This window comes from Novosphingobium kaempferiae, from assembly GCF_021227995.1.
Lineage (GTDB): Bacteria > Pseudomonadota > Alphaproteobacteria > Sphingomonadales > Sphingomonadaceae > Novosphingobium > Novosphingobium kaempferiae.
In genome coordinates, this window is the sequence record NZ_CP089301.1 from 3669761 (window position 1) to 3688637 (window position 18877).

General features: G+C 65.4%; 18 protein-coding genes. 9 read left to right on the top strand and 9 right to left on the bottom strand.

Annotated features, from left to right (window positions below):
• Positions 1 to 5: 5 nt before the first annotated feature.
• Together LO787_RS16800 and LO787_RS16805 are read right to left on the bottom strand one after the other, a co-directional pair.
• The gene (locus LO787_RS16800) at positions 6 to 467 is read right to left on the bottom strand and encodes a GreA/GreB family elongation factor (protein ID WP_232492141.1); all 462 of its coding nucleotides are present in this window, start codon (positions 465 to 467) and stop codon (positions 6 to 8) included.
• The gene (locus LO787_RS16805; RefSeq protein ID WP_232492142.1) at positions 464 to 2344 is read right to left on the bottom strand and encodes an ABC-F family ATP-binding cassette domain-containing protein; all 1881 of its coding nucleotides are present in this window, start codon (positions 2342 to 2344) and stop codon (positions 464 to 466) included. Before LO787_RS16805 ends, LO787_RS16800 begins: the two co-directional genes overlap by 4 nt.
• A gap of 209 nt (positions 2345 to 2553) precedes the next feature.
• On the opposite strand from LO787_RS16805, the gene LO787_RS16810 reads away from it, so the two are divergent.
• The 5 genes from LO787_RS16810 to LO787_RS16830 all read left to right on the top strand — a co-directional run bounded on the left by LO787_RS16810 (position 2554) and on the right by LO787_RS16830 (position 6791).
• Positions 2554 to 2865, top strand: coding sequence for an FtsB family cell division protein (locus LO787_RS16810; RefSeq protein WP_232492143.1), 312 nt, complete (start codon positions 2554 to 2556; stop codon positions 2863 to 2865).
• A gap of 174 nt (positions 2866 to 3039) precedes the next feature.
• Positions 3040 to 4107, top strand: a complete 1068-nt coding sequence (pdhA, locus tag LO787_RS16815) for a pyruvate dehydrogenase (acetyl-transferring) E1 component subunit alpha (RefSeq protein ID WP_232492144.1) — start codon at positions 3040 to 3042, stop codon at positions 4105 to 4107.
• 1 nt (position 4108) lies between these two features.
• On the top strand, positions 4109 to 5485 hold the full coding sequence (locus LO787_RS16820; RefSeq protein ID WP_232492145.1) for a pyruvate dehydrogenase complex E1 component subunit beta: 1377 nt from the start codon (positions 4109 to 4111) through the stop codon (positions 5483 to 5485).
• Between the two features lie 100 nt (positions 5486 to 5585).
• Positions 5586 to 6275 (top strand): hypothetical protein, encoded by a 690-nt coding sequence (locus LO787_RS16825; RefSeq protein ID WP_232492146.1) that lies wholly within the window; start codon positions 5586 to 5588, stop codon positions 6273 to 6275.
• Positions 6276 to 6341: 66 nt separating this feature from the next.
• Entirely contained in the window at positions 6342 to 6791 is a 450-nt protein-coding gene (locus tag LO787_RS16830; RefSeq protein WP_232492147.1) for an EF-hand domain-containing protein, read from the top strand.
• A gap of 9 nt (positions 6792 to 6800) precedes the next feature.
• Here the strand turns inward: LO787_RS16830 and trmFO are convergent, their stop codons facing one another.
• Positions 6801 to 8144 (bottom strand): methylenetetrahydrofolate--tRNA-(uracil(54)-C(5))-methyltransferase (FADH(2)-oxidizing) TrmFO, encoded by a 1344-nt coding sequence (trmFO, locus tag LO787_RS16835; protein ID WP_232492148.1) that lies wholly within the window; start codon positions 8142 to 8144, stop codon positions 6801 to 6803.
• Positions 8145 to 8245: 101 nt separating this feature from the next.
• Here trmFO and LO787_RS16840 point away from each other — a divergent pair, with 101 nt between their 5' ends.
• The gene (locus LO787_RS16840) at positions 8246 to 8896 is read left to right on the top strand and encodes a hypothetical protein (protein WP_232492149.1); all 651 of its coding nucleotides are present in this window, start codon (positions 8246 to 8248) and stop codon (positions 8894 to 8896) included.
• 632 nt (positions 8897 to 9528) lie between these two features.
• On the opposite strand, the gene LO787_RS16845 is transcribed toward LO787_RS16840, so the two are convergent.
• A complete protein-coding gene (locus tag LO787_RS16845; RefSeq protein WP_232492150.1) occupies positions 9529 to 9879 on the bottom strand; it encodes a DUF952 domain-containing protein in 351 nt (116 codons plus the stop codon).
• On the bottom strand, positions 9876 to 12638 hold the full coding sequence (gene gyrA / locus LO787_RS16850; protein ID WP_232492151.1) for a DNA gyrase subunit A: 2763 nt from the start codon (positions 12636 to 12638) through the stop codon (positions 9876 to 9878). Before gyrA ends, LO787_RS16845 begins: the two co-directional genes overlap by 4 nt.
• A 321-nt stretch (positions 12639 to 12959) precedes the next feature.
• On the opposite strand from gyrA, the gene LO787_RS16855 reads away from it, so the two are divergent.
• Entirely contained in the window at positions 12960 to 14309 is a 1350-nt protein-coding gene (locus LO787_RS16855; RefSeq protein ID WP_232492152.1) for an outer membrane protein assembly factor BamD, read from the top strand.
• Between the two features lie 81 nt (positions 14310 to 14390).
• Here LO787_RS16855 and LO787_RS16860 read toward each other — a convergent pair whose 3' ends face one another.
• Positions 14391 to 15032, bottom strand: coding sequence for a carbonic anhydrase (locus tag LO787_RS16860; protein ID WP_232492153.1), 642 nt, complete (start codon positions 15030 to 15032; stop codon positions 14391 to 14393).
• Positions 15033 to 15126: 94 nt separating this feature from the next.
• Here LO787_RS16860 and lipA point away from each other — a divergent pair, with 94 nt between their 5' ends.
• Entirely contained in the window at positions 15127 to 16080 is a 954-nt protein-coding gene (gene lipA / locus LO787_RS16865) for a lipoyl synthase (RefSeq protein ID WP_232492154.1), read from the top strand.
• Position 16081: 1 nt separating this feature from the next.
• A complete protein-coding gene (locus LO787_RS16870; protein WP_232492155.1) occupies positions 16082 to 16528 on the top strand; it encodes a type II toxin-antitoxin system RatA family toxin in 447 nt (148 codons plus the stop codon).
• 69 nt (positions 16529 to 16597) lie between these two features.
• On the opposite strand, the gene LO787_RS16875 is transcribed toward LO787_RS16870, so the two are convergent.
• The 3 genes from LO787_RS16875 to LO787_RS16885 are packed head-to-tail and all read right to left on the bottom strand — an operon-like array spanning position 16598 to position 18844.
• Positions 16598 to 17098, bottom strand: coding sequence for a CinA family protein (locus LO787_RS16875; RefSeq protein WP_232496352.1), 501 nt, complete (start codon positions 17096 to 17098; stop codon positions 16598 to 16600).
• 2 nt (positions 17099 to 17100) lie between these two features.
• On the bottom strand, positions 17101 to 17619 hold the full coding sequence (locus LO787_RS16880; RefSeq protein ID WP_232492156.1) for a hypothetical protein: 519 nt from the start codon (positions 17617 to 17619) through the stop codon (positions 17101 to 17103).
• A 34-nt stretch (positions 17620 to 17653) separates the two neighbouring features.
• Positions 17654 to 18844 carry a bifunctional 2-C-methyl-D-erythritol 4-phosphate cytidylyltransferase/2-C-methyl-D-erythritol 2,4-cyclodiphosphate synthase gene (locus tag LO787_RS16885; RefSeq protein WP_232492157.1) on the bottom strand — a complete coding sequence of 397 codons (1191 nt, stop codon included), beginning with the start codon at positions 18842 to 18844 and terminating at the stop codon, positions 17654 to 17656.
• Positions 18845 to 18877 lie beyond the last annotated feature (33 nt).

Consider the following 18877-nt stretch of genomic DNA (forward strand, 5'->3'; position numbering starts at 1 on the left):
GCGCCTTATGCGGCGCCCACTTCCAGAACTTCGATTGCATCTTCGCGACCGTTGAAATCGACGAAGTCACCCGCCTGCGCACCGAGCAGCGCGCGGGCGAGCGGGGAGATGAACGCCAGCCGGTCATGTGCCGGATCGGCCTCGTCATGGCCGACGATCACGATTTCTCGGGTCTTTCCTCCCAGTACGAAGCGTACCCGATTGCCGAACCGGATAGTGTCGCCCACCGGCTCTGGCTGGACCTGCGCCGTATCGAGGCGTGACCGCCAGTAGCGCAAGTCGCGATTGGCAGACGCGAGAGCGGTTTCCTCGACCAGTGCCCCAACGCGCACTTCCAGTTCCGCGATCCGCTCGACGATCAATTCGCGACCTCGAGTGGTGACGAGGTTAGGGCCGGGTGGAATCGGCACCTCGAACTTGGGCTCCAAATGCTCCTCGTCTCCGTCGCGCCGAAAGGCGACGCTCACTTGCCTCGTCCCATCAGGGTTTCGAGTTCCTCATGAACTTCAAGCCATTCGGTTTCAGCCACTTCGAGCGCCTCTGCCGCCGTACCATGGCGCTTGCCCAGTGCGCCGATCGCCAGCCCCTTGAGATCTCCTTTGGCCGACGCCGGATCGGCAAGGGCGTCAAGCAGCGCGTCCACCTCCGCTTGCGCTCGCTTCATGCGCGTCTCGGCGGCGGTGACCTTCTTGCGCAGGGCCTTCAACTCCTCGCGCGCGATGGCCCCCGACTTTTTCGCCGGAGCCTCGCCGACCTTGGCGGCTGCTTCCGGCTTCGGCTGGTTCCGGCCAAGCACGAAGTCGATGTAGTCCTCCATCGATCCGTCGTAGTTCGCCGCCGTGCCGTTATCGACGAGCACCAGCCGGTCCGCCGCGAGTTCGACCATATGACGATCGTGGCTGACGAGGATGACCGCGCCTGCAAAGTCGTTGAGTGCCTGCACCAGCGCTTCGCGTGCATCGACATCGAGGTGGTTCGTGGGCTCGTCGAGGATGAGCATGTGCGGTGCGTCGCGTGTCACCAGCGCGAGAGCGAGGCGGGCGCGTTCACCGCCCGACAGGGTGCGGATGCCGGCCGTGGCGCGGTCGCCCGAGAAACCGAACCGGCCCAACTGGCCGCGAACCGCCACCGGCGGCTTACCGTCCATGGCGCGCGTCATCAGTTCGAGCGGCGTGGCATCGGACGGCAGTTCCTCGACCTGATACTGCGTGAAGTAGCCGATGCGAATCTTGGGCGAGAAGTTGATCTCACCCTCCATCGGATCGAGCTGCCGTGCGAGCAGTCGGGCCAGCGTGGTCTTGCCGTTGCCGTTGCGCCCGAGCAGCGCAATGCGGTCCTCGGGATCGATGCGCAGGTTGAGACGACGCAGGATCGGCTTCTCCGCCTCGTAGCCCACCGCAGCAAGGTCGAGCGTGATCAGCGGCGGGCGCAGTTCGTCGGGGCTCGGGAAGTTGAAGCTGAGCGAGCTGTCCTCGGCCATCGCCGCGATGGGCTGCATCTTCGCCAGCATCTTGGCGCGCGACTGCGCCTGCTTGGCGGTCGAGGCGCGCGCCGAGTTGCGGGCCACGTAGTCGGCCAGCTTCTTCTTCTGCGCCTCCTGGTTCGCACGCGCGGCCGCAGCTTGCGCGGCGCGCTCGGCGCGGATGCGCTCGAAGCTGTCGTAGTTGCCCGGGTACAGCGTCAGGCGGCCTGCCTGCAGGTGCAGGATATGATCCACGACGGTGTTGAGCAGGTCACGCTCGTGGCTGATGACCAGCAGCGTCTTGGGATAGCTCTTGAGGAAATTCTCCAGCCACAGAGTCGCTTCGAGATCAAGGTGGTTCGACGGTTCGTCGAGCAGCATAACGTCGGGCTCGGAGAACAGCAGCGCCGCCAGCGCCACGCGCATCTTCCATCCGCCGGAGTAGCTGTCTAGCGGGCGACCCTGCATCTCCTCATCGAATCCGAGACCAACGAGGATGCGCGCGGCGCGGGCAGGGGCGGTATAGGCGTCGATGGCGATCAGCCGCTCGTGAACGTCGCCGAGGCGGTTCGGGTCGGTGCAGGTTTCCGCTTCCGCCAGCAGCGCCGTGCGCTCAGTATCCGCCTCCACCACCGCTTCGAACGGCGTGCGCGTACCGCTCGGCGCTTCCTGGGCGATGTAGCCGAGGCGCGCACGCCGCGGCATGTCGACCGAGCCGCCGTCCGGCTCCAGCTGGCCGATGATGGTCTTGACCAGCGTCGACTTGCCGGCACCGTTGCGGCCGATCAGGCCGATCTTGCCGTTCTGGGGCAAAGTCGCCGAGGCGCTGTCGATGATGGTGCGGCCGCCGAGGCGCACGGTGATGTCACGAATGCTCAACATGGCGGCGCGCCTAGCAGGAAGGGCGGCAAAGCGGAACCGCGATACGCACTCGGGGAATGTTCACTGGGTAACACTTGACGAGAATGAAAACTTATCAACACGAAATCCTTCAGCGGAGTTCGAAGCAAATTGCTTCCACCTGTCGCAAACCGCAGGAATCCTTTAGGTTTAGGCTTGCAACCCCGAATCACATGTGATTCAAGCGACTGATGCGGACCGTGCGACAGGACACCAACATAGCCAGAGAGCGTCTCGTGCAGGGCCTTGCCTTGGCGGTGCTTTTGCTCATGGGGCTCTGGTGCGTCGCCGGACCGAGCGGGTTGCTCGCCTGGGGTGAAAACCAGCGCCTGCTTGAGCAGCGCCAGCAGCAGCTTGCTGACCTTAAGGTCGATCGCGATCATCTGAAGAACCGTGTCGGGCTTCTCGATCCCAAGAAGATGGATCCGGATCTTGCTGGTGAGCTGGTGCGCAGCAACCTCAATGTGGCGCGCCCCGACGAAATGGTGATGCAACTCCCCTGAGGAGTTGCGCGTTCTCTCCCGACGGAGAGGTAGCGCGATGCAGTTTTTTGCAAACCTCGTTGCAAAAAAGTCCACGTTCGAAGGCCGATTTCGAGCCTCGACGCTTTCGCTTTGCGAGCGTCCTTCCTATACCGCCCGAACTGAAACGATCGCACCAACGATGGGGAGCACCCGTTGCCCAAAGCAAAGACATCGGTAGCCGAAACGGCTGCCACTGAAGAGGATTTCGCGCTTCACAGTCTCCAGGAAGCCCTGGATGCCGACAAGCGCTTCAAGCCGTCCAAGGAAGAGCTGCTCCATCTCTATGAGCAGATGCTGCTCATCCGCCGTTTCGAGGAAAAGGCAGGCCAGCTTTACGGCCTCGGTCTGATCGGCGGCTTCTGCCACCTCTACATCGGCCAGGAAGCTGTTGCCGTCGGCCTGCAGTCCGCCCTCGACGGGAACAAGGACTCGGTCATCACCGGCTACCGCGATCACGGCCATATGCTCGCCTACGGCATCGACCCCAAGGTCATCATGGCCGAGCTGACCGGTCGCGAAGCCGGCATCTCGAAGGGCAAGGGCGGTTCGATGCACATGTTCTCCGTGGAGCATCGCTTCTACGGTGGCCACGGCATCGTCGGCGCGCAGGTCTCGCTCGGCGCTGGTCTGGCGTTCGCGCACAAGTACCGTGAGGACGGTGGCGTCGCGATGGCCTACTTCGGCGACGGTGCGGCCAACCAGGGCCAGGTCTACGAGAGCTTCAACATGGCTGCTCTCTGGAAGCTGCCGATCATCTTCGTGATCGAGAACAACGGCTACGCCATGGGCACCGCCGTGAAGCGTGGCTCGGCCGAGACCCATTTCCACCGCCGCGGCACCGCGTTCCGCATCCCCGGCATGTCGGTGGACGGCATGGACGTTCTCGAAGTTCGCAAGTCGGCAGAGATCGCCCTTGAGTATGTGCGCGCCGGTAACGGCCCGGTCCTCATGGAACTGAACACGTACCGCTATCGTGGCCACTCGATGTCCGACCCTGCGAAGTACCGCAGCCGCGAGGAAGTCCAGGGCGTGCGCGAAAAGCGCGACCCGATCGACCACGCCAAGACCGAGCTGATGGGCATGGGCGTGACGGAAGAGGCGCTCAAGGAAATCGACAAGCGCGTCCGTGCGCAGGTCGCCGAATCCGCTGACTTCGCCGAGAACTCGCCGGAGCCCAACGCACCCGAACTTTATACCGACGTCCTGGTGGAGAGCTACTGAGATGGCGATCGAACTGAAGATGCCCGCTCTCTCGCCGACCATGGAAGAGGGCAAGCTGGCCAAGTGGCTGGTGAAGGAAGGCGACGAGGTTTCCTCGGGCACTATCCTTGCTGAAATCGAGACCGACAAGGCGACGATGGAATTCGAATCCATCGACGAAGGCACCGTCGGCAAGATCCTCGTGGCCGAAGGCACCGAGGGCGTGAAGGTCGGCACCGTGATCGCGATGCTGGCGGGCGACGGCGAGGACGTCTCGGCTGTCGAGGCTCCGAAGGCCGAAGCCAAGGCCGACGAAGCGCCGAAGTCGGAAGAGAAGACGCCGGCCCCCAGCGGCACGGCCAATCTCGCGAGCGACCTCAAGACCGCGCGCGATCCCGAACTGCCGCATGGTACCAACATGAAGACCTCGACCGTTCGCGAAGCCCTGCGCGACGCAATGGCCGAGGAAATGCGCCGCGACAGCCGCGTCTTCGTGATGGGCGAGGAAGTCGCCGAATACCAGGGCGCCTACAAGGTGACCCAGGGGCTGCTCGAAGAGTTCGGCCCGACCCGGGTCATCGACACGCCGATCACCGAGTACGGCTTCGCCGGTATCGGCACCGGCGCGGCTATGGGCGGTCTGCGCCCGGTCATCGAGTTCATGACGTTCAACTTCGCCATGCAGGCGATCGACCACATCATCAACTCGGCCGCCAAGACCAACTACATGTCCGGCGGCCAGATGCGTTGCCCGATCGTGTTCCGTGGTCCGAACGGTGCGGCTTCGCGCGTGGGCGCGCAGCACTCGCAGAACTACGGTCCATGGTACGCCAACGTCCCCGGCCTCGTGGTCATCGCGCCTTACGACGCTTCGGATGCCAAGGGCCTGCTCAAGGCGGCGATCCGCTCGGAAGACCCGGTCGTGTTCCTCGAGAACGAACTGGTCTACGGTCGTTCGTTCGAGCTGCCCGAGCTTGACGACCACGTCCTGCCGATCGGCAAGGCCCGAGTCATGCGCGAAGGCAAGGACGTGACGATCGTGTCCTACTCGATCGGCGTCGGTCTCGCTCTCGAAGCGGCCGAGCGTCTGGCCGAGGACGGCATCGACGCCGAAGTCATCGACCTTCGCACCCTGCGTCCGCTCGACAAGGAAACGGTGCTGGCAAGCCTCGCCAAGACCAACCGCATGGTCGTGGCGGAAGAGGGCTTCCCGGTCTGCTCGATCGCGTCGGAAATCATCGCGATCTGCATGGAAGAAGGCTTCGACAACCTCGACGCGCCGGTCGTGCGCGTGTGCAACGAGGACGTGCCGCTGCCTTACGCCGCGAACCTCGAGAAGCTGGCGATCATCGACGCCGACCGCATCGTCGCGGCGGTGAAGAAGGTCACCTATCGTTGATGTGACGCGCGGGCGGCGGTTTCTAAACCGCCGCCCGCCTTCGCACCGGCCACTTTGCCCACGGGCTTGCATGGTGGCGGTGCTGCTTTAGGGAGGCCGCGTGACCGACTCCCGATCCCCCGAAATTACCGTTTCGAACGAGGACATCCTCGTCCAGTCGCTGCCCACGGTTTCGCGACTGGCGCTGGCCTATGCGCCGAAAGCGGCGCGCGAGCCGACGCTGGCGCTCCTGGCGCTCGACGCGCGTCTTGCCCACCTTCTGCGCCATTCGCGCGAGCCGATGATGGCGCAACTGCGCCTTGCATGGTGGCGCGAGTCGCTGGGGCAGCCCGCGGAGCAATGGCCGGAGGGCGAGCCTTTGCTGGCGCTGCTTCGGAGTTGGAACGGCCGACACGGCGCCCTGTCGGCGCTTGTCGATGGCTGGGAAACGATGACCGGTGCCGCGCCTCTGCCCGCGAATGCGCTGGAGGCGATGGCGAATGGCAGGGCCGAAGCTTTCGTTGCGCTGGCCGAAGTCCTGGGACGAGGCAATGAGCGCGAGGCGGTGCTGAGCCTCGGCCGGGCGTGGGCACTCAATGATCTCGCGATGCGCCTCGGTCATCCGCAGGAGCGCGAAGTGGTGCATGAACTGGCGCGTTCTGCTCAGAAAGCGCGCGTGTCGCGTCCGCTGCGTCCGCTGATGGTGCTCCACGGCCTCGCCGAGCGGCGGCTTGCCAAGGGGGACGAAGCTGGCGCGACTTCGCCCGCTGCCTTGCTCAAGGCCATGCGGCTCGGGCTGCTCGGCTTCTGATTGCAGCCTTGTAATTTCCCTCAGGCACTGCGGCGCGCCTAGTCTTGCGGGTATGGATGGCTCGCAATGAATCGCTTTCTGCTAGGTGGCCTCGTGCTGGTGGCCTTGGGGATCGGCCTGTTCTGGTGGCAGGGGCATGCGGAGGTGGAAGCCGCGGCGCCGCCTCCCGAACCCATGGCTACCGAGCCCGCACCTCTGCCGAGCGCCGATGCCGGCGACATGGTCGGGCCCGAACTTCCCGAGGCGACCGATCTCAGCCGTGAGCAGCGGCGCTTCGGCCGTTTCGATCGGGATCGCGACCGCCGGATTTCCCGCAACGAGATGCTGTCGACGCGTTCCGACGGCTTCCGCAAGCTCGACAAGGACGGCAACAACCTGCTGACCTTCGAGGAATGGGCCGTCGCCACCGTCGACAAGTTCGACGGCGCGGACGGCGATCGCGACGGCTATCTCACGCCCGTCGAGTTCCGCAAGACCGCGCCGCCGCCCAAACAAAAGGCCAGATGCAGTTGCTGACGGTCCGGATCAGCCTGCCAGCGTCGCCAGCCAGGGTGTGATCTCTTCCTTGGCACGTTCGGTGTAGGCTTCCTTGCGCTGCTTCTTCTTCACGTCGTGCAGGGGCGGGAAGAGGCCGAAGTTCACGTTCATCGGCTGATAGGTCTCCGCCTCGGCATCGCCGGTGATGTGCGAGAGCAGGGCGCCCAGCGCGGTCGTGCGCGGCGGGGCCTGCCATTCTCGACCGGCGAGATCGGCGGCCGCCATCAGGCCTGCCATCAGGCCGACTGCCGCGCTTTCCACGTAGCCCTCGCAGCCCGTGATCTGGCCTGCAAAGCGCACATTCGGTGCGGTCTTGAGGCGCAGGGTGCGGTCGAGCAGTATCGGCGAATTGAGGAAGGTGTTGCGGTGCAGACCGCCAAGGCGCGCGAATTCGGCGTTTTCAAGGCCGGGGATCGTGCGGAACAGGCGGACCTGCTCGGCGTGCTTGAGCTTGGTCTGGAAGCCGACCATGTTCCAGATCGTGCCGAGGTTGTTGTCCTGCCGCAGCTGCACGACGGCATAAGCCCAGCGGCCGTTCGGATGCTCGGGCGTCGCCCAGTGCGGATTGTCGAGGCCGACCGGCTTCATCGGGCCGAAGCGCAGGGTGTCGACGCCACGCTCGGCCATGACTTCGATGGGCATGCAGCCGTCGAAGTAGGGGGTGTTCTCTTCCCACTCCTTGAACGCGGTCTTCTCGCCAGCCAACAGCGCGGCGTGGAAGGTCAGGTACTGCTCCTTGGTCATCGGGCAGTTGATGTAGTCCTTGGTCTCGCCCTTATCCCAGCGAGACGCCATCCAGCACACGTCCATGTCGATGGTGTCGCGGTAGACGATGGGCGCGATGGCATCGAAGAAGGCGAGGCTGTCCGCGCCAGTCGCCGCGCCGATCGAGCCCGCCAGCGCCTCGGCGGTGAGCGGGCCGGTGGCGACGATGACCGGGCCGTCGGAGGGCAGGGCGTCGATGCGCTCGCGGACGATCTCGACATTGGGGAGGGCGGACAGGCGCGCCTCGACTTCGGCGGAGAAGATCTCGCGATCCACCGCCAGCGCCGAGCCGGCGGGCACCTGCGCCATGGCGGCGGCGCCCATGATGAGCGAGTCGCACTGGCGCATTTCGTGGTGGAGCAGGCCGACGGCGTTCTTCTCGCTGTCGTCGGAGCGGAACGAGTTCGAGCAGACGAGCTCGGCGAGCCCGTCGCCCTGGTGGGCGGGGCTGCGCTCTCCGGTGCCGCGCATTTCGGAAAGGCGCACGTTGAAACCGCGGCGGCCGAGCTGCCATGCGGCTTCGCTTCCGGCGAGGCCACCGCCGATGATGTGGATCTGGTGGGTCATGGCGCATGCGCCTAGACCTTCTCGCCGCCATGGAAAAGGGGCGGAGCATCTGCCATGGCCGTTCGCGCAAGTTTCCGCCCGGCCAATCGCAAGGAGTATGAATGTCCCGACGTGCGCTGATCGAACGCCGCCCATGGTTGCTGGCGAGCATGATCCTCGCCGTGATGTGGGTATGGCTGCAGGACAGCCGCCTTCCGGGCCTCTACCTGCTGATGCTCAAGGGAGCGCCGCTGGCCTTGCTCGCGGTCTATGCGGTGTTGCGCCATCGCGGTAACGACACCCGCTCACTGGCGGGAATGCTGGGGCTGGAGGCTGTCGGATCGGCGCTGTGGTACGAGGTGCCGGTGATCGGGCTCAACGCGATGCTGGTTGCGTTCCTGATCGGGCTCACGCTGTTCCTCGTCCATCGCACGCCGGTCATGGACAGCGGGCGGCGCGCTTCGGCGCTGGCGCTGACGGTGGGGACGCCGCTGCTCTGCTTCTTCGCGGCCGACCGCGCGGGTGTCGGAGTGCCGCTGTTTCTCGGACTGGCGCTGGGCGGCATGGCTGCGGCAGCGTGGATCAGCACATTTCCGCGATCGCGCGTGGGAGCAGGGGCAGCGCTGATCGTCGCAGGCGTGGTGCTGGAGATCGCGGCGTCGAGCGGCAGTGCGGTACTGGCGCTGGCGGCATGGCCGCTGTTCTATCTGGGCAATCTGGTGCTGGCCACGGGCGTGACCGGCGAATTGCGGATGCGCGAGGAGTTGCGGTGATCGTTGTGTAAATCCCTCCCCGAGACAAGCTCGGGGAGGGATTGGCGTTATCCGCACCCACACTTCGTCATTGCGAGCGCAGCGAAGCAATCCAGCGGCATAGAACTGCGCTGGATTGCTTCGCTACGCTCGCAATGACGAACGTCTGGAATGGACACACGAAAACGCCCGCTGGCGAGTGCGGGCCTAACGCCGGGGAAGGAAACGCGAGGATCCGAGAGTGAACATCGGGTCGGCGTCGTGAGCGTCCGGACGGGACGCGGGGGTCTGGTTTCCACAGCGCGTTGCGAGTGGCCGGGTAGGTGCAGTCAGCCCGGCTCGACCTGTATTCCATCGGACCTGTCCGGTATGGCCGACGTTGGGGCTCGCGTCGGTATCGGTCATGGGACTTCCGGGAGAGCCGCTCCCAGGCCGATATACTCGGTTGGGGGAACGGCCGGGCCAGAGCCTAGAGGACGGTCCGGGTCTTCGATGGACACCGTGGTGCGTAGCTACGGCTTGATACCGCATCCCGGCCCACGACGCCGACCCGATACACCGTCGAACCCTTGTACGTCAGGTCCGGCGGATGCTGGGCCATATAACCTATTTGGCGATATTTGTCAAGATCGCGAGGATATCCGCGGACGCTCTCAAGGAAGAACGAGCACCCCATCGCTGTTTCGCTCGACCTGCGCATGAGCGATCACCGCCGAAAGCGGCAGATCGGCGTAGATGTGCGGGAACAGCGCGCCGCCGCGTGAGACTTCCCACTTCACGGTGCTCCCCAAGGCCGCAAGATCGACGGCGGCGACGTGAAGGTCGTCCTGTCCGGCGAAATGCTTGTCCAGCGTGCCCTGCGCCTGCTCGGCGGTGGACATGTGGATGTAGCCGTCGGCCAGATCGACCGGGGCCCCTGCGAAAGTCCCGTCGGCGAGCAACCGCGAAAGCTGCTCGCCGGTCAAGATCTTATAAGCGACCGCAGGCGCGGCAGCGTCGGTCATGCTTCGCCTTCGGGTGCTTCCGGAGCGGCGGTCTCGCTCGCGGGGGTATCCACTGTCGAAGCCTCCTCCTCGTTCTCTTCGTCGAGGCGCACGGCGCTGACGACGTGCTCGTCGCCCGAGACGGTGAAGAGGCGCACGCCCGCAGAGCCACGGCCGATCACCCGCAGCGAATCGAGCGGCAGGCGGATCAGCTTCGCCTGATCGGTCACCAGCATGAGCTGCTGCGCGCGAGTGGCCGGGAAGCTGGCGACCACCGGACCGTTACGACCGATGTTGTCGATGTTCGTGATGCCCTGACCGCCGCGACCGGTGCGCCGGTACTCGTAGGCCGAGGACAGCTTGCCGTAGCCGTTGGCGCAGACGGTGAGGATGAACTGCTCGCGCTCGGCCAGTTCCGCGACGCGCTCGGCAGCGATGGTCGGCTCGCCTTCCTTCTCGCCCTTCCACGGGGCGAAGCGCAGGTACTGCTCGCGCTCCTCGGCATCGGTGCCGACGCGGTGGAGGATCGAGAGCGAGATGACCTCGTCGTCGCCCTTGAGGCTCATTCCGCGCACGCCGGTGGAAGTGCGGCTCGTGAACTCGCGCACGTCGTCGCCGGGGAAGCGGATCGCCTTGCCCTGGCGGGTGGCGAGAAGCACGTCGTCGCTCGGCTCCAGCAGCGCCACGCCGATCAGGCGGTCATCGCTGCCTTCGTCGAAGCGCATGGCGAATTTGCCGTTGCTCGGAATGTTCGCGAAGGAATCCATCGCGTTGCGGCGCACGTTGCCCTTGGCCGTGGCGAACACGACCGACAGCTTGCTCCATTCCGCCTCGTCCTCGGGCAGCGCGAGCACGGTCTGGATCGTCTCGTCCTTGTCCAGCGCGGGCAGGAGGTTGACGATCGGGCGACCGCGCGTGGTCGGGCCGCCTTCGGGTAGCTTGTAGACCTTGAGGCGGTAGACCTTTCCGGCGGTCGAGAAGAACAGCACCGGGTTGTGGGTGGAGGTGACGAACATCGTCGTCACCGCGTCCTCGTCCTTCGTCGCCATGCCGGCGCGGCCCTTGCCGCCGCGGTTCTGGGCACGGAAGGTGGAGAGGGCGGTGCGCTTGATGTAGCCGTCCATGGTCACGGTGACGACCATGTCCTCGCGCTCGATCAGGTCTTCGTCGTCGATCCCGTCGAAGGCGGCGGTGATCTCCGACACGCGCGGCGTCGCATAGGCGTCGCGCACGGCTTGAAGTTCCTCGCGCATGACGGCGTAGAGCTTCACGCGGTCGGCGAGGATCGAGAGGTATTCCTCGATGGCGATGGCGAGCTGCTTCAGCTCGTCGCCGATCTCGTCGCGGCCCAGCGCCGTCAGGCGGTGCAGGCGCAGGTCGAGGATCGCCTTCACCTGCACTTCGGACAGGCGGTAGATGCCGCCTTCGGCCTCGGCTTCCGGTTCGATCGCTTCGACGAGGCGGATGTACTGCGCGATGTCGCCGATCGGCCATTCCTTGGCGATCAGCTTGGCGCGCGCCTCGGCCGGGTCGGGCGAGGAGCGGATGATCTTCACCACCTCGTCGAGGTTCGAGACCGCGACGACGAGGCCGAGCAGAATATGGGCCCGATCGCGCGCCTTGTTCAGTTCGAACTTGGTGCGGCGGGTGATGACCTGCTCGCGGAACTGGATGAAGTTCTGGAGGATGTCGCGCAGCGACATGATCTCGGGACGGCCGCCGCGGATCGCCAGCATGTTGGCGGCGAAGTTCGACTGCGCCGGAGTGCTGCGCCACAGCTGGTTGAGCACGACTTCGGGCGAGGCGTCGCGCTTGAGGTCGATGACCACGCGCACGCCTTCGCGGTTGGATTCATCGCGGATGTCGGAGACGCCCTCGATCCGCTTGTCCTTGGCGGCCTCGGCGATCTTCTCGACGAGGTTGGACTTGCCGACCTGGAAGGGGATCGAGGTGAGGACGATCGAGCGCGCGTCCTTGCGGCTTCCGCGTCCTTCCTCGACGTGGCTGCGGCAGCGCTGGATGATCGAGCCGCGGCCCGTGAGCGCGGCATTGCGCGCGCCGCTCTGGCCGAGGATCAGCGGTGCGGTCGGGAAGTCGGGGCCCGGGATGATCTGGAACAGGTCTTCCGAGGTGATCCCCGGATTGTCCATCATCGCGAAGCAGCCATCGATCACTTCGCCGAGGTTGTGCGGCGGGATGTTGGTCGCCATGCCGACCGCGATGCCGCCTGCGCCGTTGACCAGCAGGTTCGGGAAGCGGGCGGGCAGGACGGTAGGCTCCTGGCGCGACCCGTCGTAGTTGTCCGCGAAGTCGACGGTGTCCTTGTCGAGATCGTCGAGCAGCGAGTTCGCGACGCGGGCCAGACGCGCCTCGGTGTAGCGCATCGAGGCTGGCGGATCGGGGTCCATCGAGCCGAAGTTGCCCTGACCGTCGATCAGCGGCAGTCGCATCGACCATGGTTGCGTCATGCGTGCGAGCGCGTCGTAGATCGCGGCGTCGCCGTGCGGGTGGTAGTTGCCCATCACGTCGCCGACGATCTTGGCCGACTTGCGGTACGGACGGCCAGCGACGAAGCCGCCTTCCTGCGAAGCGAAGAGGATGCGGCGGTGAACGGGCTTCAGACCATCGCGCACATCCGGGAGGGCGCGGCTGACGATCACGCTCATCGCGTAATCGAGGTAGCTCGTCTTCATCTCGTCGACGATGTCGACGCGGGTGAATTCGCCCTCCGGGCCAAGGGGCTGACTACCGGGCTGGCTATCGTTGATGTCGTCGCTCACGCGCTTTGTTTCGCCGTTGTTGCGGGAAGGGGTTGATGAATCGCACTAGGACATGCGCTCAGGGAAAGCCACCGGAACCGGGGGTGGGGCGGGGCAGGGAGCCTCGTTTTCCACATATATGGACGCCACTTCGGACGGGAACCTGAACGGCTGCGACGAATTGCATTCAATGCGCGTTCAGTGGCGCGATCCTATTTGCGGCGAGAGGTTGCCAAGGGTCTTTTTCCCCGCCAAACCCTCCCGGCCCATTTTCGATCCTGTCGGGCAGGATTTCGCATGTCCCGCAGGATGTTGGTTTTGTCCTTGAGAGGAGTAGCCTTGATGGCTCGCAAGTTCCTTGTTTCCCGTGTCGCCCTTGCAGTCGCGCTGTCGAGCGGACTGGCGATGACGGTTGCCACCCCCGCGATGGCCGCGAAGAAGGATAAGGAGAAGGAAGCCGCCGGCAAGTTCTCCCCCGAGTTCGTGAAGGTCGCGCAGCCGCTGCAAAAGGCTATGAACGACGCGATCGCAAAGATCCCCGGTGGCAAGCCTACCCCGGAAACGACCGCCGCTGCCAAGCAGGCGTTCGAGGCAGGCGTCGGCAGTGACGGCAAGGCTGCGTTCCAGTCGGCATCGGCAGCCGCCACCACGCCAGACGACAAGAATGCGCTCGGTTCGATGATGCGCAACTACGGCATCATCTCGCAGGATCTCGCTCTGAAGTTTCAGGGCAGCCTCATGCTGCTGGAAAGCGGCAAGCTCGACGCTGCGAATGTCGGGATGACCAACTACGATGCCGGCGTCACGGCATATCAGCTCAAGGACTATGCCAACTCGGCAAAGTACCTCAAGGCTGCCAAGGATGCAGGCTTTGTGGATTCGTCAGGCCAGCTCGACCTGGTGCTTGCCGATGCGTACAAGCGCAACAACAACCCCGAAGCCGCACTGCAGATGGCCAAGGACGATGTTGCCGCCGCGCAGGCCAAGGGTGTCGCGCCTTCGGAAACCGCGCTGCGCAGCGTCTTGCAGCAGACTTACACCGCCAAGCAGCTCGCGCCTTCGACCGAGTATGCGGCGCTGCTGGCGCAATACTATCCCGGCACCTGGAACACGGCGGTCTCGGTCGTCCGCCAGCTTGCTTCGCTGCCGCGGGACCAGAACCTCGATCTCATGCGCCTGATGTTCCTCACGGGTTCGATGAACGACAAGCGCGACTACTACGAGTACCTCGAGAACGTCGATCCGCGCGCCTTCCCGGGCGAGGCGAGCAAGGTGATGAACGACGGTATCTCGAAGGGCAAGCTGACCTCGGCCGACGTGCCGGACAAGGCGAACACCGAAGGCCGCGTTGCCGCCGACAAGGCCTCGCTGCCCGCCACTGAACGCGATGCCAACAAGCCGGGCGCTACCGGCGCGACCGTGGTTGCCGCAGGTGACGTGTTCCTGAGCTACGACCAGCCCGCCAAGGCCGAAACCTTCTACGCGAAGGCGGCTTCCATGCCTGGCGTCGACGCCAGCAAGGTCGCGCTGCGCCTCGGCATGACGCAGGCTCTGCAGGGCAAGTACGCCGATGCGGAAGCCAACTTCGCCAAGGTCACCGGCACCCGGCAGCCGGTCGCCAAGCTGTGGTCGGCCTATGCCAAGGGCAAGGCCGCTCCGGCGACGGCTGCTGCGGCTCCCGCTGCGAACTGATCTTCGCAAGCATTGCCGAAACGAGAAGGGCGCCGGTTTCCCGGCGCCCTTTTTCGTGTTCGATGTCGGATCAAGGCCGCATTATGATACCGGCGAGAATTCACCGCTCTGCTCGTCCAGCAGGTGCAGGACGCCATCCGAGATCGCGAAGAACGCGCCGCGCAGCGTGAGTTCGCCCTTGCCGACCTTGCTCTTCACGCAGGGGAAGGTCATCAGGTTGTCGAGGCTGACCTTGACCGCCGCCTGCTCCATGGCGCGTTCGGCATCGCGGCCAGTGGTGCCGTGGGTATGGGCGACAGGTTCACGCGCCTCGTCGAGCATCGAGATCCAGTCGGCGACGAAGCCGCCCTGACCGAGTTCTGCATCCTTCAAATCCTGCGTCAGCGCCGCCTTGCAGCCGCCGCACAGGCCATGGCCCATGACCACGACTTCCTTCACCTTGAGCACCTGCACCGCGAATTCCAGCGCAGCCGAGACGCCGTGATGGCCGGGCGTCGTCTCGAACGGCGGCACCAGGGCGGCGACGTTGCGCACGACGAAGATCGTGCCGGGATCGACGTCGAAGATCTGGCTGGGATCGACTCGGCTGTCCGAGCAGGCGATCACCATGACCTGCGGCGACTGCCCCTGGCCGAGCTGGTCCCAGCGTTCGCGGTTGTGCGACCAGCCGGTGTCGCGGAAGCGGCGGTAGCCGTCGAGGAGGGTGTTCAGCACTTCGGTCATGCGGGGGCTCCGTTGCTCTTTTATCAAGCTGCGCTTTTCCTTACGCCGGATATTCGGGCTGGCAAGGTTGCGTCCATATGACTATCTGAACGGCATGAACGATCTCTCTTCCGTCCCCGCACCCGAGGGCGCGCCGCAGCGCCAGCGCAAGCCCGACTGGATCCGCGTCAAGGCGCCGACCAGCAAGGGCTACGGCGAGACTCGCCAGCTCATGCGCGACCTCAAGCTCAATACGGTGTGCGAGGAAGCGGCCTGCCCGAACATCGGCGAGTGCTGGACGAAGAAGCACGCCACGGTGATGATCCTTGGCGACACCTGCACCCGCGCCTGCGCGTTCTGTAACGTCAAGACCGGCATGCCCGGTCGCGTCGATGCGGCGGAGCCTGACAACGTGGCGGAAATGGTCCTCAAGACCGGGCTGGAGCACATCGTCGTGACTTCGGTCGACCGCGACGACCTGCCGGACGGCGGCGCGAGCCAGTTCGTCAAGGTGATCCGGGCGGTGCGCGCGGCTTCGCCCGCCACCACCATCGAGATTCTGACCCCGGACTTCCGCAACAAGATGCAGCGCGCCGTCGAGGCGATCGTCGAAGCGCGTCCGGACGTCTACAACCACAACCTCGAGACGGTGCCCCGCCTCTATCCGACCATCCGCCCCGGCGCGCGCTACTACGCCTCGCTGCGGCTGCTGGAGGAAGTTAAGCGGCACGACCCGTCGATCTTCACCAAGTCGGGTATCATGCTCGGCCTCGGTGAGGAACGCCTCGAAGTCCATCAGGTGATGGATGATATGCGCTGCGCCGACATCGATTTCCTGACCATGGGCCAGTACCTGCGCCCGACGCCCAAGCATGCCGAGGTGAAGGAATTCGTCACCCCGCAGGCTTTCAAGGCTTACGGTGCCATCGCCCGTGCCAAGGGCTTTCTGCAGGTGGCGTCCTCGCCGCTGACGCGCTCCAGCTACCACGCGGGCGACGACTTCGCCCAGATGCGCGCGGCGCGAGAGGCGAAGCTGGCGAAGCAGGCACCGGCAACCGCGAAGGCCTGACGTGCCCGGAATTCACGAAACCCGGCGCCTTCCCTACAGCGCCGAGCAGATGTTCGATCTTGTCGCCGACGTCGGCCGCTATCAGGAGTTCCTCCCCTGGGTCGTCGCGACCCGGGTGAAGTCCGATGACGGCAGCGAGATGATCGCGGACATGCTCGTCGGCTTCAAGGCCCTGCGCGAGAAATTCACTTCGCGAGTCGAGAAGGAGCGCCCTCACGAGATCCGCGTACACTACGTCGACGGTCCCATGCGTGACCTGCACAACGTCTGGACATTCCGTGCGGTCGACGAGAGTTCGTGCGACATCGAGTTCGACGTAAAGTTCACCTTCCGCAACCCGCTGTTCGAGAAGCTGGCCGGCCAGTACTTCGACAAGGCGTTCCGCAAGATGGTCGCGGCGTTCGAGGTGCGCGCTTCCGAGCTTTACGGCGCGACGCAGGCGGGATGAGCGCGTCGTCCCGGACTTGATCCGGGACCGGTGGCTGTCTTTAGGCGCGGGCTGTCTTAGAGACAGCCGTCACGGCAACAGAAGCTCCAGCGCGATGATCGCGGCCTGATGCCGGATTTCCGCGCGGCTCTTGCCGTCGAGCAGTTTCTGCTCCGCGTTGATCTCTTCCTCGCCCCGCCGCGCACACGCGAACACGACCGTGCCGACCGGCTTCATCTCGCTGCCGCCGTCAGGCCCGGCGATGCCGCTGATCGCCACGGAGACATCCGCGCGGCTCTTGGCGATGGCGCCCTGCGCCATCGCCCACGCCGTCGCCGGGGACACCGCGCCGAACGAATCGATGATGTCGGAGTGGACGCCCAGCATCTCCATCTTGGCTTCGTTGGAGTAGGTCACGAACCCGCGATCCAGCACCGCCGATGAGCCGGGGATCTCCGTCAGCGCCGCGCAGACGAGACCGCCCGTGCAACTCTCCGCCACCGAAACCATGCGGCCGACCGCCTTGTTCTCCTCGATCACGCGGCGGGCGAGTTCATAGAGGTCTTCGGGAAAGAACGGGTTCGCGGCCATCATCAATCCTTGCAGAGCGAAATCTTGCCGAGCTTCGGGTCGGCGCTGCCCGCTGCGTCGAGCGTCAGCGCGATCAGCCCGGCGGTGTTCTCGGGGGGAAGGGGCGAAAGCAGGTCGATCGCAAGGTCCAACTGCTTGCAGGACTTCGTGGCGATCCGCTGCGACACGAAGCCCTCGACGAAGACGTCGGCAAGCTGTCGCAGTGTCTCGTCCGGAAGCCCGGCCATCATGTTCGACGAGCCGTCGTTCTGGGCGCTCATCGCCTTCATGAATGCGGGCTTCGCCTTGACCCAGTACTGGCCCTTCTGGGCCGCGTACCGGTTCGCCAGCGCCGTGCCCTGCGTGCGCAGGAAGGAATTGGCGGGCAGAGAGGGCGCGCAGCGCTTGGCGGTGCCGTTGATGGCCTGCGGCAGGGCATAGGAGATGAGCGAGGTCGCCTCCGCCTTGGTGATGCAGACGGGCTGTGCGGCCATCGCCGCGCAGGGCGTCATGGCGATAGCGAAGGCGACGGATCGAAGCATTGCGCGCATTGGTATTCCTTGCGGCCCCCGCAGGTTACATCAGGCTCAGGCTGACCACCGCCTGCGCCGCGATCCCCTCGCGCCGCCCGGTGAAGCCCAGCTTCTCGGTGGTCGTTGCCTTCACGCTGATCGCCGCGATGTCAACGCTGAGGATGTCGGCAAGCCGCGCGCGCATGGCTTCGCGATGGGGCCCGATCTTCGGCGCCTCGCAGATGATGGTGAGGTCGGCGTTGGACAGCGCATAGCCCGCCTCCGTCACCAGCTTGCCCGCGTGAGCGAGGAAGCGGTCGGACGCGGCGCCCTTCCACTGCGGATCGCTGGGCGGGAAGTGTTGGCCGATATCCCCCGCGCCGATCGCGCCAAGCAGGGCATCGACAAGCGCATGGATTGCGACGTCGGCATCGCTGTGGCCGGAAAGGCCGTGGGTATGCTCAATGCGCACGCCGCACAGCCACAGTTCCTCGCCTTCCTCAAGCTGATGCACATCGTAGCCCGAGCCGACGCGGACCAGCGGACGGGTCGTTCCAAAATCGGAGGCGTAAGTCAGCTTGTGCAAGATTTCGTCCCCTTCGACGAGCGCCACGTCCATGCCCCATGCCTGCGCCACCTGAGCGTCGTCTCCGGCGCTGGTCGGGCCGTCCCACTCGCGGTGCGCGGCGAGAATCTCGGCGAAGCGGAAGGCCTGCGGGGTCTGCACGCGGCGCAAGTCCTCACGGCGGGCGGGGGCACCCATCATCGCGCCTTCGGCATGGGTGAGGCTGTCCACCACCGGCAGCACCGGGATCGCGCCCTTGTGCTCGTCGAGCGCGGCGTGCAGCCGCTCGATCACCGCGCCGGGCAGCAGAGGGCGGGCGGCGTCATGAACCAGCACGCGGTCCGGGCTGCTCGCAGCCAGCACTTCGAGGCCGAGGCGCACCGATTCCTGCCGTGTCGCGCCGCCATGAGCGAACTGCACGCCCGCGATCCCCGCCAGCGCCTCGGCGGCCACGGCGTCCGCGCCTTCGGGGATCATCACCAGCACCGGCTCGCATCCAGCGCCGACTAACGCTTCCACGGAGTGCCGGACGACCGGCTTGCCGCGCCAGCGTGCGAACTGCTTGGGCACCGGCTGACCGGCACGCAGGCCCTGTCCGGCTGCCACGACGAGCGCGGCAGTTCGTACTTTCGGGCCATCACCAGAGCGATGCACGGCACAATTCCGGGGGTCTGAGACGATTTGCGACATTGTCGACGCCGGTAATAGCTTGCCGTGCCAAGG

Excerpts from the sequence above, each read along its gene's own strand:
- LO787_RS16805 (WP_232492142.1), bottom strand. The coding sequence starts at position 2,344 with ATGTTGAGCATTCGTGACATCACCGTGCGCCTCGGCGGCCGCACCATC.
- LO787_RS16810 (WP_232492143.1), top strand. The coding sequence starts at position 2,554 with ATGCGGACCGTGCGACAGGACACCAACATAGCCAGAGAGCGTCTCGTG.
- LO787_RS16820 (WP_232492145.1), top strand. The coding sequence starts at position 4,109 with ATGGCGATCGAACTGAAGATGCCCGCTCTCTCGCCGACCATGGAAGAG.
- LO787_RS16830 (WP_232492147.1), top strand. The coding sequence starts at position 6,342 with ATGAATCGCTTTCTGCTAGGTGGCCTCGTGCTGGTGGCCTTGGGGATC.
- trmFO (WP_232492148.1), bottom strand. The coding sequence starts at position 8,144 with ATGACCCACCAGATCCACATCATCGGCGGTGGCCTCGCCGGAAGCGAA.
- LO787_RS16840 (WP_232492149.1), top strand. The coding sequence starts at position 8,246 with ATGTCCCGACGTGCGCTGATCGAACGCCGCCCATGGTTGCTGGCGAGC.
- LO787_RS16845 (WP_232492150.1), bottom strand. The coding sequence starts at position 9,879 with ATGACCGACGCTGCCGCGCCTGCGGTCGCTTATAAGATCTTGACCGGC.
- LO787_RS16855 (WP_232492152.1), top strand. The coding sequence starts at position 12,960 with ATGGCTCGCAAGTTCCTTGTTTCCCGTGTCGCCCTTGCAGTCGCGCTG.
- LO787_RS16860 (WP_232492153.1), bottom strand. The coding sequence starts at position 15,032 with ATGACCGAAGTGCTGAACACCCTCCTCGACGGCTACCGCCGCTTCCGC.
- lipA (WP_232492154.1), top strand. The coding sequence starts at position 15,127 with ATGAACGATCTCTCTTCCGTCCCCGCACCCGAGGGCGCGCCGCAGCGC.
- LO787_RS16875 (WP_232496352.1), bottom strand. The coding sequence starts at position 17,098 with ATGGCCGCGAACCCGTTCTTTCCCGAAGACCTCTATGAACTCGCCCGC.
- LO787_RS16880 (WP_232492156.1), bottom strand. The coding sequence starts at position 17,619 with ATGCTTCGATCCGTCGCCTTCGCTATCGCCATGACGCCCTGCGCGGCG.
- LO787_RS16885 (WP_232492157.1), bottom strand. The coding sequence starts at position 18,844 with ATGTCGCAAATCGTCTCAGACCCCCGGAATTGTGCCGTGCATCGCTCT.